This window comes from Entomomonas sp. E7T21 (assembly GCF_058693955.1).
The window spans coordinates 2,359,681-2,373,324 of sequence record NZ_CP191672.1; the positions used below are offsets into that span (position 1 = coordinate 2,359,681).

15 protein-coding genes are annotated in these 13,644 nt (G+C 38.3%); 12 read left to right on the top strand and 3 right to left on the bottom strand.

The features are described 5' to 3' along the window. Nucleotides 1-377 precede the first annotated feature (377 nt). The gene (locus ACQVD9_RS11180; RefSeq protein WP_264746034.1) at nt 378-1,580 is read left to right on the top strand and encodes a 3-oxoadipyl-CoA thiolase; all 1,203 of its coding nucleotides are present in this window, start codon (nt 378-380) and stop codon (nt 1,578-1,580) included. 23 nt (nt 1,581-1,603) lie between these two features. After that, nucleotides 1,604-2,836, top strand: coding sequence for a CaiB/BaiF CoA transferase family protein (locus ACQVD9_RS11185; RefSeq protein ID WP_264746035.1), 1,233 nt, complete (start codon nt 1,604-1,606; stop codon nt 2,834-2,836). Nucleotides 2,837-2,889: 53 nt separating this feature from the next. On the opposite strand, the gene ACQVD9_RS11190 is transcribed toward ACQVD9_RS11185, so the two are convergent. The 3 genes from ACQVD9_RS11190 to ACQVD9_RS11200 form a co-directional block, all read right to left on the bottom strand. Further along, nucleotides 2,890-4,383, bottom strand: coding sequence for an aldehyde dehydrogenase (locus tag ACQVD9_RS11190; RefSeq protein ID WP_264746036.1), 1,494 nt, complete (start codon nt 4,381-4,383; stop codon nt 2,890-2,892). An 18-nt stretch (nt 4,384-4,401) separates the two neighbouring features. Beyond that, complete coding sequence (locus tag ACQVD9_RS11195; RefSeq protein WP_264746037.1) at nt 4,402-5,082, bottom strand: type 1 glutamine amidotransferase; 681 nt, start codon at nt 5,080-5,082, stop codon at nt 4,402-4,404. A 138-nt stretch (nt 5,083-5,220) separates the two neighbouring features. Beyond that, a complete protein-coding gene (locus ACQVD9_RS11200) occupies nt 5,221-6,075 on the bottom strand; it encodes a LysR family transcriptional regulator (RefSeq protein ID WP_264746038.1) in 855 nt (284 codons plus the stop codon). A gap of 128 nt (nt 6,076-6,203) precedes the next feature. Between ACQVD9_RS11200 and ACQVD9_RS11205 the strand changes: the two genes are divergently transcribed. The 10 genes from ACQVD9_RS11205 to ACQVD9_RS11250 all read left to right on the top strand — a co-directional run bounded on the left by ACQVD9_RS11205 (nt 6,204) and on the right by ACQVD9_RS11250 (nt 13,632). Next, nucleotides 6,204-7,406: an MFS transporter gene (locus tag ACQVD9_RS11205; RefSeq protein ID WP_264746039.1), complete on the top strand. Its 1,203-nt coding sequence runs from the start codon at nt 6,204-6,206 to the stop codon at nt 7,404-7,406. Then, nucleotides 7,393-7,602: a tautomerase family protein gene (locus tag ACQVD9_RS11210; protein ID WP_264746040.1), complete on the top strand. Its 210-nt coding sequence runs from the start codon at nt 7,393-7,395 to the stop codon at nt 7,600-7,602. Before ACQVD9_RS11205 ends, ACQVD9_RS11210 begins: the two co-directional genes overlap by 14 nt. A gap of 323 nt (nt 7,603-7,925) precedes the next feature. After that, nucleotides 7,926-8,273, top strand: coding sequence for an ethanolamine utilization microcompartment protein EutS (eutS, locus tag ACQVD9_RS11215; protein WP_201095782.1), 348 nt, complete (start codon nt 7,926-7,928; stop codon nt 8,271-8,273). A 2-nt stretch (nt 8,274-8,275) separates the two neighbouring features. Continuing rightward, nucleotides 8,276-8,743, top strand: coding sequence for a EutP/PduV family microcompartment system protein (locus ACQVD9_RS11220; RefSeq protein ID WP_264746041.1), 468 nt, complete (start codon nt 8,276-8,278; stop codon nt 8,741-8,743). After that, nucleotides 8,740-9,447 carry an ethanolamine utilization acetate kinase EutQ gene (gene eutQ / locus ACQVD9_RS11225; protein WP_264746042.1) on the top strand — a complete coding sequence of 236 codons (708 nt, stop codon included), beginning with the start codon at nt 8,740-8,742 and terminating at the stop codon, nt 9,445-9,447. Before ACQVD9_RS11220 ends, eutQ begins: the two co-directional genes overlap by 4 nt. A gap of 20 nt (nt 9,448-9,467) precedes the next feature. Next, nucleotides 9,468-10,313, top strand: coding sequence for an ethanolamine utilization cob(I)yrinic acid a,c-diamide adenosyltransferase EutT (eutT, locus tag ACQVD9_RS11230; protein ID WP_264746043.1), 846 nt, complete (start codon nt 9,468-9,470; stop codon nt 10,311-10,313). Then, nucleotides 10,313-11,290, top strand: coding sequence for a phosphate acetyltransferase (pta, locus tag ACQVD9_RS11235; protein WP_264746044.1), 978 nt, complete (start codon nt 10,313-10,315; stop codon nt 11,288-11,290). Before eutT ends, pta begins: the two co-directional genes overlap by 1 nt. Nucleotides 11,291-11,429: 139 nt before the next feature. After that, on the top strand, nt 11,430-11,726 hold the full coding sequence (gene eutM, locus ACQVD9_RS11240) for an ethanolamine utilization microcompartment protein EutM (RefSeq protein WP_264746045.1): 297 nt from the start codon (nt 11,430-11,432) through the stop codon (nt 11,724-11,726). A 175-nt stretch (nt 11,727-11,901) separates the two neighbouring features. Continuing rightward, entirely contained in the window at nt 11,902-12,198 is a 297-nt protein-coding gene (locus ACQVD9_RS11245) for a EutN/CcmL family microcompartment protein (RefSeq protein WP_264746046.1), read from the top strand. A 9-nt stretch (nt 12,199-12,207) separates the two neighbouring features. Further along, entirely contained in the window at nt 12,208-13,632 is a 1,425-nt protein-coding gene (locus ACQVD9_RS11250; protein WP_264746047.1) for an aldehyde dehydrogenase family protein, read from the top strand. Nucleotides 13,633-13,644: the final 12 nt, after the last annotated feature.

Here is a 13,644-nt window from a genome sequence, read left to right on the forward strand (position 1 = left end):
ACCTATCATAAACCGTATTATTAACAAAAATCAACAAAAACAAAATTACATTTCGCATAATGAAATATTCAACCATTCATCATAAAAAAATATAACTTTCATTTGGTATTGAGAAAAAGACATAACCTTAAATAAATTCATTTACTTAAATGAAAATAACAAACAATTTATTAGATTAAAAACACAACAAAAATAAAATAAATCTTCAATAACATTGCAAAGAGGTAAAGTAATTAGTACATTTTTCAAAATAAATTTGTACCATTTATTCAATCACTATTATGTTAATCATGATAAATAAGTACACTAAAAAGAACATATTGCTATATAACAAGAAACTGTCTTAATTATTACAGTTAAAAATTAGGAGAAGAATAATGCTCAATGCTTATATTTATGAGGGACTACGTACACCATTTGGACGCCATGCAGGTGTATTATCTTCCATCCGTCCCGATGATCTCGTTGCAGGCGTTATGCAACAACTTATCGAAAGAAGTAAATTCAATGCAGAAGATATTGAAGATGTTATTTTAGGTTCTACCAACCAAGCTGGTGAAGATTCTCGTAACGTTGCACGTAATGCATTATTAGTAGCAGGTTTACCTTATACCGTTCCTGGTCAAACAGTTAACCGTCTTTGTGCCAGTGGTCTAGCAGCAATTATTGATGCCGCTCGTGCGATTACTTGTAACGAAGGTGCTTTATACTTAGCAGGTGGTGTTGAAAGCATGTCACGTGCTCCCTTTGTGATTCCTAAATCAGAATCAGCTTATAGTCGTGCTGCGGTTATCTATGATACAACCATTGGTTCACGTTTCCCTAATCCTCGTTTAGTGGCTAAGTATGGCAATGACAGTATGCCCGAAACAGGAGATAACGTAGCCAAAGAATTTGGTATCAGCCGCGAAGAAGCTGACAAATTTGCGGCTGCATCACAAGCTAAATATGAAGCAGCACGTCAAGCTGGTTTCTTTAAAGACGAAATCTGTCCTGTAGAAGTATCTACTGGTAAAAAAACACCACCAAAGATTGTCACTGAAGACGAACATCCACGTCCTAGCTCTGACTTTGAATCCTTATCAAAACTAAGATCATTATTTGAAGGTGGCGTAGTGACCGCAGGTAATGCGTCTGGTGTTAATGATGGAGCAGCGGCCTTATTGATTGGTAGCCAAGAAATGGGTGAACAACGTGGTGTAAAACCAATAGCCCGTATCTTATCAGCGGCGGCAGCTGGAGTAGAACCCCGTATTATGGGAGTTGGTCCAGTAGAAGCGGTTAAAAAGGCAGTAGCACGCGCTGGTTTAACATTAAATGACATGGACATTATTGAAATTAACGAAGCATTCGCTACCCAAGTATTATCTTGCTTAAAAGGACTAGGTGTAGCTTTAGATGATTCACGTGTTAATCCAAATGGTGGAGCTATTGCCTTAGGTCACCCACTGGGTGCATCTGGAGCACGTTTAGCATTAACAGTAGCAAGACAGTTACAGCGTACTGGTCAACGTTATGCAGTAATTAGTTTATGTATTGGTGTAGGTCAAGGTTTGGCTATGGTTATTGAGCGCATTTAAACAAAAACAAAAGAGGTATAGCAATGGGAGCATTAGCAGGAGTTCGTGTCCTTGACATGAGCCGAGTTTTAGCAGGACCTTGGTGTGGTCAACTTCTCGCTGATTTAGGTGCAGAAGTTATCAAGATTGAACGCCCCGTTCATGGAGATGACACACGTGGCTGGGGCCCTCCTTATATGAACGATGATAATGGTAATAAAACTAAAGAGTCATCGTACTATATGTCTGCCAATCGAGGTAAACAGTCTGTTTCAGTTAATATCGCTTCTCCAGAAGGTCAAGAGTTAATCCGTAAATTGGCTTGTGAAGTAGATGTTTTAATAGAAAACTATAAAGTAGGTGATCTAGCTAAATACGGTCTTGGTTATGATGATCTAGCTAAACTAAACCCAAGACTTATTTACTGTTCAATCACTGGCTTTGGTCAAACTGGCCCTCGAGCTACTGAACCTGGTTATGATTTTATCATTCAAGGTCTTGGTGGTTTAATGAGTATTACTGGTGAGCGTGATGACTTACCTGGTGGCGGCCCTCAAAAAGCGGGGGTTGCAGTTGCCGATTTAATGACTGGGATGTATGCGACAGTAGGTATTGAGGCTGCTCTGTATAGCCGTGAAAAAACAGGCAAAGGCCAATACATTGATGTAGCTTTACTGGATACTCAAGTAGCTATGCTTGCTAACCAAGGTATGAACTATTTAACGTCTAATAAAGTACCTGGTCGTTATGGCAATGCTCATGCTAATATCGTTCCTTATCAAGTATTTCGTGCTTCTGATAGAGACTTTATTATTGCCTGCGGTAATGACAGCCAATTTGTTTCACTTTCTAAAGCTATTGGTTTGCCTGACTTACCACAAGACCCACGTTTTACTACTAACGCAGCACGTGTGGAGCACCGTACGGAGATTGTAGAACTACTCTCTAAACATTTTCTTTCTAAAACAGCCGATGAATGGGTAGCTGCTATTTATCCTGCAAAAGTACCTGTTGGCGCTATTAACGATGTAGGCCAAGCAATGGCAGAGCCACAAATTGAAGCACGTGGTATGAAAGTCAACATGCCCCATCCATTACGTACAGACTATACAATGGTTGGTTGCCCACTTAAACTTTCTGGTACACCTATTACTTATGAGCTCACACCTCCTCGTTTAGGTGAACATACTAAGGATGTATTAAAAAGGCACCTTGGTTTATCTGACGAAAAAATTGCTGAATTAGAAAGCCAAGGTATTATTGAATTACTTAAGTAATTTAAAATAAAAAGCTCTACTAAAAGTAGAGCTTTTTTATAACCGCTATAAACTTATAGCTTAATCCATGTTGCTTTTACTTCAGTGTATTTATCAAAGGCATGTAGTGATTTATCACGCCCTTTACCTGATTGTTTATAACCACCAAACGGTGCTGTCATATCACCACCATCATATTGATTCACCCACACACTACCCGCTCTCAAAGCTCGTGCTACACGATGAGCTTTAGATAAATTAGCTGTCCATAAAGCTGCCGCTAAACCATATTGAGTATCATTAGCTATTTGCACAGCCTCTTCTACTGTATCAAAAGTAATAATAGACAATACGGGACCAAAGATTTCTTCTTTAGCTATTTTCATATCATTGGTAACATTATCAAAAATAGTAGGTTCAACATACATACCACCTGTTTCTTCAGCAATACGTTGTCCACCTAATACCAACTTAGCCCCTTCTTGATTACCTGCTTCAATATAGGACATCACAGTTTTCATTTGGGTATCATCCGCTAACGCTCCTATATTCGTTGCAGGGTCAAGAGGATTACCTGGTCTCCATGATTTAATCGCCTCTAACAACAATGGCATAAACTGATCTTTAATAGAACGTTCAATCAATAGTCTAGAACCTGCTGTACATACCTCTCCTTGATTAAAGGCAATGGCTGTAGCAGCGGCTTGTGCAGCTTCTTTTAAATCAGGGGCATCGGCAAATATGATATGCGGACTCTTACCCCCTGCTTCTAACCAAACACGTTTCATATTGGATTCACCCGCATAAATCATTAACTGCTTAGCGGTTTTAGTAGAACCTGTAAACACTAAAGTATCCACATCCATATGCAAGGCTAACGCTTTACCTACAGTATGACCATAACCGGGCAATACATTGAACACTCCTTTAGGAATACCTGCCTCAATGGCTAATTGTGCTACACGAATAGCTGTTAATGGCGATTTTTCAGAAGGTTTTAAAATAACTGAATTGCCCGTAGCTAACGCAGGCCCTAATTTCCAACAAGCCATCATTAATGGGAAGTTCCAAGGTACAATAGCTGCCACAACACCTACCGGCTCTCTGGTTACTAACCCGAGTTGATCTTCTGGCGTAGCGGCAACTTCTCCATACACCTTATCAATGGCTTCGGCCATCCATCTAATCGATTTAGCAGAACCAGGAATATCTATAGCCAAAGAATCACTAATAGGTTTTCCCATATCTAAGGTTTCTAATAGGGCTAATTCTTCTTTATTAGCTCTTATTAAGTCAGCAAAACGAATTAAAATAGCCTGTCTTTTGGTTGGAGGTAATTGTGACCATATACCAGATTCAAAAGTTTCTCTGGCATTAGTAACAGCCTTAATCGCATCAACTGTATCACAACTGGCTACATCAGCTAATTTTCTGCCATCAATTGGGCTAATACACTCAAAAGTTTGACCACTTTCCGCAGTCACATACTCACCATTAATAAAAGCTCTACCTTCTATAGTTAAGTTTTTAGCGCGGCTTTCCCAATCATTTACTGTTAATTTTGTCATTGTTAAACCTCTAGTTAGTTAAATACTCTTTAAAAACGCCATTAATAATTGTTTAAAGTTTTGACGATTTGTTGCTTCTCTAAGCTCAATTTCTTTACGCCATTGTTCTGGAAGATCAGCCATTTTTTCTAAAAATCTTTGCCCAGTTTGATTACTTTGCCATTCTTTCATCCAACAATCGAACATAGCATTACACATTTCAGGGTGAAACTGTACAGCTAACGCCCTTCCCCAACTATAAGCCTGCTGCGCTATATCATTTTCTGCCAATAAAATAGCATCTTTAGGGGCAGTAAAAGCATCATAATGGAAGTTAAACCAAGGGCCTGCATGTTGCCATCGATCATTTACAATATTGATATCTGTCCAACCTAACTCTGGTTGACTATTTTTAAAAACCTGACCATCTAAGGCGCGGGTTAATATTTGTGCACCAAAGCAAATCCCTAAGGTTGGAATATTTTTTTGTTGTACCTGCTTAAGCCAATTTAACTCTTTGGGAACCCAAGCCAAACGATGATCATAAGCTGATGCAGGGCTACCTAATAAAATTAATAACTGTAACTCATCAGGTTTAGGTAAATTATCAGTAACAGCTATCACTTTATAAGCAATACCTAACTCAGGTAATAAATCTGCTAAATTACCAATTGAATCTGTTTCTGCATGAATAACTATCACTGCTTCTGTAGACTTCACAAAGTAACTCCTATTACATTATTTTTATTAGCAAAAAGGTCACTAAGTTAGTCATGCTAATAAAGTTACTTAAAGAAAGATAGTAGTATTATTTTGCTAATCATTTCTCTCATAATATAGTAACTATACAATTTTAAATTACGTCGTCAAACAGGATTGTAATGCTGCAATATTAGCGGATAACATACCTTTTCTCCACACTAAATCAGTTACTGCACTACCAATAGATTTAGATAGTTTATGAACACTTAGGGTTTGTTTATCTGGAAATAATTTAAGTACCGCTTCTGGAACAATCCCCACTCCCATTCCTGCTGATACTCCACCTAAAATAGCATGATAAGAAGATAACTCTGCGATACGTTCAGTTTTTACATCATGCTCTACAAACCACCTAACTAATCTATCACGGTAAGAGCAACCATCTTTAAATACTAGTAATGTTTTTTTGTGAATATCTTGTGGTGTATTAATAACAGAATGATCTTTAGGTGCAACAATTACCAATTGCTCTTTAAAAACCCCTAACTTATCCAATCGATCATCTGCTGGTGTATCTGCAATAAACACTGCATCTAGCTGATTAGACAATAATCCCTCATACAGTGAATTACTGGTTCCAGTCGTAAGTTCTAAGTCTATTTGCGGATATTGTAAGTGTAATTTTGCTAACAAATTAGGTAGTCTAGCTGCCGCTGTGCTTTCCATAGCACCAATACGTAACTTACCTTTAGGTAGTGCACTTTTTATTTGTAGTTCTGCTTCATTTGCTAACTCAACAATTTGTTTAGCATAGTTATAGAGTAATTGTCCTTTATCAGTTACTAATAACCGCTTACCTTCTCGAATGAATAACTGCACCCCAAGATTATCCTCCAATTGTATTATTCTGGTTGTAATACTTGAAGGTACTCTATTTAGGTATTCTGCTGCACGGGTTATTCCCCCTTGCTCAACAACAGCTATCAATGTTTTTAAATAAGAAAGCTCCACAAAACATTCTCCAAAATCGAATATATATTTCGATTTTATTCAATTTACTTGAATCATTATTCTAACTAGAATTGCTTCATAAAACAATTAACAAGCTTTACAAAATAATTTCAGTATAGGATTTCACCATGAACCCATTTTATAAAAATGGCTTACTGCAAACATTGGGCGGGCTTTGTGTACTTATTGTAGTAATGGGTATTGGACGCTTTGCTTATACCGCCATGTTACCTTATATGATGGATAACTATCAGTTAAATGAAAAAATAGCAGGAACAATGGCTGCATGGAACTATACTGGCTATCTAATTGGTGTACTGGCCGTGTTTAACGAAAAAGCGGGGTTACGTCGTTATCTATTACTTAGCTTTTTTCTATGTTTTAGTTTCTTAACCACTTTAGCTATGGGATTAACAGAACAAGTTTATCTATGGAATATTATACGTTTTGTATCAGGTGTTGCTTCTGGTGCCTGTTTTGTTTTATGTTCTGCTATTGTATTAGATACTTTAGCTACCATCAATAAACCTATACTTGCAGGTATCCTTTATAGCGGTGTGGGTATAGGTATCGCACTAAGTGGTCTAAGCAGTCAACCTTTAGTAAATGCACTAGGTGTTGAAGGTGCTTGGATAACCACTGCATTACTTTGTATTCCGCTAATACTAATAGCACTAATCTATTTGCGCCCAACTAAAAATTTTTCATTAAGCCTTCAAAATAACTCAACTACAACGAATCCACAAAAGGTACAAAGTGGTTATTATCTATTAATACTTATCTATTTTTTAGAGGGTTTTGGCTACATTATTGGTACTACATTCTTAGTAACATTGGTAAAAACTACTACTCAATCAGCCACCCTCGCTAGTACAGCTTGGATAATAACAGGCATTGCTGCCGCATTAAGTGCCCCACTATGGCGTTATGCAGCAAAAAAAGGTTATCAACCAATGTTAATACTCGCTTTTTTATTACAAGGTATTGGCGTGGTTTTACCTATTATTTCTAATACACCTGCTATTATCTTATTAGGTGCATTGCTATTAGGAGGAACTTTTATGGGTATTACCGTACTTGCTCTACAATATGGCATTACTTTAAGTGGTAAACCCAGTGCGCATACCATTGCTATATTAACAGGTGTTTATGGGATTGGTCAGATTATGGGGCCATCTATAGCAGGGTTAATTTCCCATGATCAAGGTTTTGAGTTTGCCTTTATTCTATCTGCTATCAGTTTATTTCTAGCTGCTGGCCTACTTATCTTTAAACATATTATAAATAACCACATTCAACTAGCTAAGGAGAAACAACATGCCATACGTTAATATTAAGGTTACAGGTGGTAATGAAGCCCCTACTACAGAACAAAAAGCTGAATTAATTAAAGGCGTAACGGAATTACTAGCAAGAGTACTTAATAAAAATCCTGCTACTACTGTTGTCGTGATTGATGAAATTAATCAAGATAATTGGGGAATAGCTGGAGAAAGTATTACCGTTCGTCGAGCAAAACAAAATTAGTATATTTGAAATTTGAGCTAGTATATTCAATGCTAGCTTAAATTAATATTCTTTCAATTAGTTAAATAAAATCCTTTCAAATATTACCGCTGATTACATCTATTCATTTTCTAAAAAAATAAAATAATACCCAGTATATTTAATACACATACGACAATTGGCTAATATAAATAAAAAGTACTTTAGAGCATGCTAGACACAAAATAAATATGGCTTAGTACACAATAAATATGACTTAGCACAATTTTATAAATTAATTGCCAATTTTTGATATTCGCTCCGCGAATTTCCTTGTTAAGCTCATTACATCTTAGGAGGTAATGATGGATATTGAAAAAACCCAAACGAGAATTATCCAAGAATTTGTGCCTGGTAAACAAGTCACATTGGCACATCTTATTGCTCATCCTGGAAAAGATTTAGCACAGAAGATTGGTGTACCCGATGCAGAAGCTATTGGCATTATGACCTTAACTCCCAGTGAAACAGCTATGATTGCAGGTGACTTTGCAACTAAAGCAGCCAATGTTGAAATAGGTTTTCTTGATCGTTTTAGTGGTGCTTTAGTAATTTATGGTTCAGTCGGTGCTGTAGAAGAAGCACTTAATCACACAATACGTAATCTGGGCACAGCCTTAGGTTATGCTGTCTGTACTGTAACTAGGAGCTAACCATGTTACAACAGCGCTACGTGTTAGTCGGCCCCGTTGGTGCAGGTAAAACATCTTTGTTTAATGCACTCAATGACGACTATAGCTTAGCTGTTAAAACTCAAGCTGTAGCTTTTGACCAACAAGGTGGTGTAGACACTCCAGGAGAGTTTTTTAATCACCCTCGCCTATATCGTGCACTGATTAGTACTACCACTGAAGCAGAAGCTATTATTTATGTCCACGCAGCAAACGATCCTATTTGTCGTCTGCCTACCGGACTACTCGAAGTTTATCAAAACAAACGCCTTATTACTGTTATTACCAAAATAGATCTACCTAATGTTGATGTACCTGCAATAAAACAAATGCTGTTAGAGCATGGCTTAAAGGAACCTATTTTTGAAATCTGCACACAAGATCCAACTAGTGTTCAAGCTTTAGCAACATTTCTTGAGCAGGATGTGCCATCTAAGAGGAAAGCGCAATGAGTAAACAATTAATTACAGCTGACAATATCCGCGAGATAAAAGCTAAGGGGCAAACTGAAATTGAGGTTAGCTTAACTAATTGCATTATTACACCTGAAGCAAAAGAGGTGGCAGAACAGTTAGGTATCCGTATAGTGGATAAAAATTGTCCGCAAGCTCAAGCAGTCAAAAAACCTAATACAGGTAATTGCTCCTCCTCACTGACTGAAGCAGAGTTAAAAACTATTAGACAGGCAATTATTGAACAATTACCTAAAGGTGCCATGATTAGCGATGCACTGATAGATCAATTAGTGTGTAAAGCTGTTCAAGAGAATAAACATGCTGCTGCACCTAAAGCTTCTAACCAAAAACCTTCTGCTGTCAAGTTAGTAAAAGGCAATATGGCTAAATTAGAAATCTTTGAAGGGGCTGGTATAGAAAAGCAAGTTGGTATCGCTGATATGATCGGCACTGCTGATAACAGCAATATGGCTGCTGGTTATATGGCATGGGAAAATGCTTTCTTCCCATGGACATTAAACTACGATGAAATAAATATTGTACTTGAAGGTGAGTTACATATTTGTCACAACAATGAAGTTAAAATAGCCAAAGCGGGAGATTTAATCTTTATCCCTAAAGGTTCTTCTATTCAATTTGGCACACCTACTAAAGTTCGTTTTGTATATGTGTCATGGCCTGCTAATTGGCAAGACCAATAGTAGCGTCATGGAGAATAATCATGAGTAACTTTATAACAGAAGACTGGCTAAGAGCAAACTACAGCCTAAGCGATGGCACAGAGATTCGCTTACCTGCTGATTGCAAATTAACGCCTGCTGCTCGTGGTTTGATTACTGATCATCATTTAGTAGTAAAATTTCATGATGAACAAGGACGGTTATTTGTTGAAGCAACAGAAGATAAACCAACAAATAACAACAGTACTTATCAACCTAAATTAAAACAGGTACATGGTTTAACCAGTCAACAGGGGCATGTCGCTGCTGAATGTCAGCTTTGTCATCAAGCTGTTGCGAAAAAACCAGACACACTAACTCACTTAAACGCTCACACATTAGTATCTAAATCTGATCCTCGCTTAGCTTTTAGAGCTAAGTTAGATAGTTGTATCGCAATGGCTGTTTGGTTACAAGTCGAAGCCACTGCAGAACCACAACGCTGGTTAGCAGATATTCGCTCTGTATTAGGCAATATTATGCGAGCTGATGTATTAAATGAAACCTTAACTGATTTTGTTATTGCTGGGTTAGATGAAAAAGCTATTCATAAGCTATCTCACCAACCACTTAAATATATTGGACACGATCATATTGTGCCTGCGGTAGAACATGGTCGTAATGCTTGTTTATTGAACTTATTACGTACTGAAATTCGTGAAACTGAAACCTCAGCAGCCTCTATATTTATTGATCGCGATTTGGTAGTTTCAAGACCTGATCTTATGCAAGGTTTAAATCGGCTATCCAGTGCAGTTTATGTATTAATGTTGTTATGTGTACTCCATGAAACAGGTAAAGAATGGCCTACTACAGAAATGTTACTCGCTAAATTGGGAGCACAATAATGAATCTTATTGAACGCTGCCAACAGCAAGCAAAAGATAATCCAAGCTGGATTGTATTTCCTGATGCAGTAGATATCAGAGCAATTCAAGCAGCTATTCATATTCAACAGCAACAGTTAGGTTATCCTTGGCTGTTAGCTAACCCTGCTGATTTACGTAATTTGTGTGAACAACATAATTTACCTTTTAATCAATTAAATATTATTGATCCAGCAACATCAGAATGGTTACCTGAGTTTACAGCCTATTTAGCACAACGTATGCCAGATAAACCAATAGAAGACCTTAAGAAAAATATCAAGGATCCGCTATGGTTTGGTGCAGCAATGATCGCTACAGGTAAAAGTGATTACTGTATTGCAGGTAACCTCTCCTCTACTTCTAGTGTATTGAGAGCTGGATTACGTGTATTGGGTTTAGCACCTAATAACAAAACATTATCTTCGATCATGATTATGATCTCTCCAAATGGAGATCAAATCCTCGGATTTGCCGACTGCGGGGTTGTTCCACAACCTACAGGGGCGCAGTTGGCAGACATTGCAATAAGTACCGCCCAAAGTTTTGAAGCAATAACAGAACAAACTGCACGTGTTGCGATGTTATCATTCTCTACTAAAGGTAGTGCTAAACATGAAGCTGTAAATAATGTGCAGCTAGCAACAGATATAGTGCGCGAACGTATGCCTAACTTAGCAGTTGATGGCGAGCTTCAATTTGATGCTGCAATGGTGGAAAGTGTTGCTAAACAAAAAGCACCTGATAGCCAAGTTGCAGGTAAAGCCAATGTGTTAATCTTCCCTTCTTTAGAAGCAGGTAACATTGGTTACAAGATTGCACAACGATTAGGTAAATACGAAGCTATTGGTCCACTTATTCAAGGATTAAATGGCTCTATGCATGACTTATCACGCGGTTGTAGTTGGCAAGATATGGTTCAAGTAGCCATGCTTGCTACAAAAATGCGTGCTAAATAAGAGATATGGCGTTTTATTTGTAAGAAAACGCGATTACCACTTTTTATAGAACAGTTAAAATTTCTATAAAAAGATTAACTGGGTGGCTTGCCACTTGTATTAACTCCCATTACGGGAGGCTAACTGAGAGGAATTTATAATGGAAGCTTTAGGCATTATTGAAACCAAAGGTTTAGTGGCGTTAATCGAAGCCTCTGATGCCATGGTGAAAGCAGCTAGAGTTAAACTAGTTGGTTACAAACAAATTGGTGGTGGTTTAGTAACTGCAATGGTACGTGGTGATGTAGCAGCTTGTAAAGCGGCAACAGACGCTGGTGCAGCGGCTGCACAACGTGTTGGTGGTGAGTTAGTCGCAGTTCACGTTATCCCACGCCCACATAGCGATTTGGAAGATATTTTCCCAATCAAAATGTCTGCTGAGAAACCATTGGACTGAGCAATAACTCACCCGAATTGAGGTGTGTGTTTTATTAATAATAATTCCACACCTCTATTATCCAATTGGTTTTGACGTATTGCATGCTACAAAAGGTATTGTTGTTCTAATTATTAGTACAACAAGTCAGTGTTGTTTACTGTTGCCTTTGTAACATAGCAATAAAGGAGGACTCATGAAATTAGCCGTTGTCGTAGGACAAGTTGTTAGTACCGTAAAACTTGCTGGGTTTGAGCAAGAACGCCTACTGCTTGTAGACATGATAGATAAAAACGGTTTACCAGAAGGTGAACGGCTTGTCGCTACTGATTCTGTAGGCGCAGGCGATGGTGAGTGGGTCTTGGTTGTTAGTGGTAGTGCAGCTCGTAAAACTATTCACAGTATTAATGGCGTGGAAGCACCTGTTGATGCCAGTGTGGTAGGTATTGTAGACGAAGCTGTTGTTAATGGTAAAATTTTCTACCATAAGTGAGGTATTACAGTGGACATAAATCCTAAAGAAATTGAACAAGTGGTCAGAGCGGTACTGACTTCAATGGGTAGTGGTCAGCCTAACAAACCAACATCCGCTGCATCACAACAAATCGCCGCAGGCGTATTTAACGAATTAGATGATGCTGTTGCTGCTGCAAGAGAAGCACAACGAGCATTAAAAACTGTAAAAATGCGTAATCTTGCTATTGCTGCCGTTCGTCAAGCAGGCGAGAAATATGCAAAAGAATTAGCTGAATTAGCTGTTGCTGAAACCGGCATGGGTCGTGTTGACGACAAAACAGCTAAAAACTTATTACAAGCACGTGAAACACCTGGTACAGAATGTTTAAGGCCCGAAGTATTAACAGGTGATAATGGTCTTACTTTAACAGAAAATGCTCCTTGGGGTGTAGTGGCTTCAGTAACACCTTCTACTAACCCTGCGGCAACTGTTATCAACAACTCTATCAGCATGATTGCTGCAGGCAACAGTGTTGTTTTTGCACCCCACCCTGCTGCTAAAAAAGTATCACAACGTGCTATTACTGTTATTAATGAAGCAATTGTTGCGGCTGGTGGCCCTGCTAACTTAGTAGTTACTGTGGCTAATCCTGATATTGAAACTGCGCAACGTTTATTCAAATACTCTGGTATTGGTTTATTAGTGGTTACTGGTGGTGATGCCGTTGTAGAGTCTGCTCGTAAGCATACTAATAAACGTCTTATTGCTGCTGGTGCTGGGAACCCTCCTGCAGTTGTAGATGAAACAGCTGATATTGACAGAGCAGCTGACAAAATTGTTTATGGTGCTTCTTTTGATAACAACATTATATGTGCTGATGAAAAAGTAGTTATTGTTGTTGACTCAGTAGCTGATCAGTTAGTTGCTGCTATGCAACGCCATAATGCAGTGTTATTAACAGCAGAACAAGCTAAACAATTACAACCTTTACTACTACCTAAAATTGATGAACAAGGTAGAGGTACAGTGAGTCGTGATTGGGTAGGACGTGATGCTTGTAAAATTGCTGCTGCTATTGGTTTGAACGTTCCAGAAACTACTCGTTTACTGATTGTTGAAACACCTGCTGACCATCCTTTTGCCATTACTGAAATGATGATGCCTGTATTACCGATTGTTCGTGCTAGAAACGTTGATCAAGCAATTGATTTAGCCGTGAAGCTTGAGGGCGGTTGTCATCATACAGCATCCATGCACTCACGTAACCTAGACAACTTAGATCGTATGGCTAATGCTATCGATACCAGTATCTTTGTTAAAAACGGTCCATGTATCGCTGGCTTAGGCTTTGGTGGTGAAGGTTGGACAACAATGACAATCACTACTCCTACAGGCGAAGGTGTTACTTGTGCACGTACCTTTGTAAGGTTACGTCGTTGTGTTCTAACTGAACATTTCCGTATTGTGTAATAAGGAAAAATC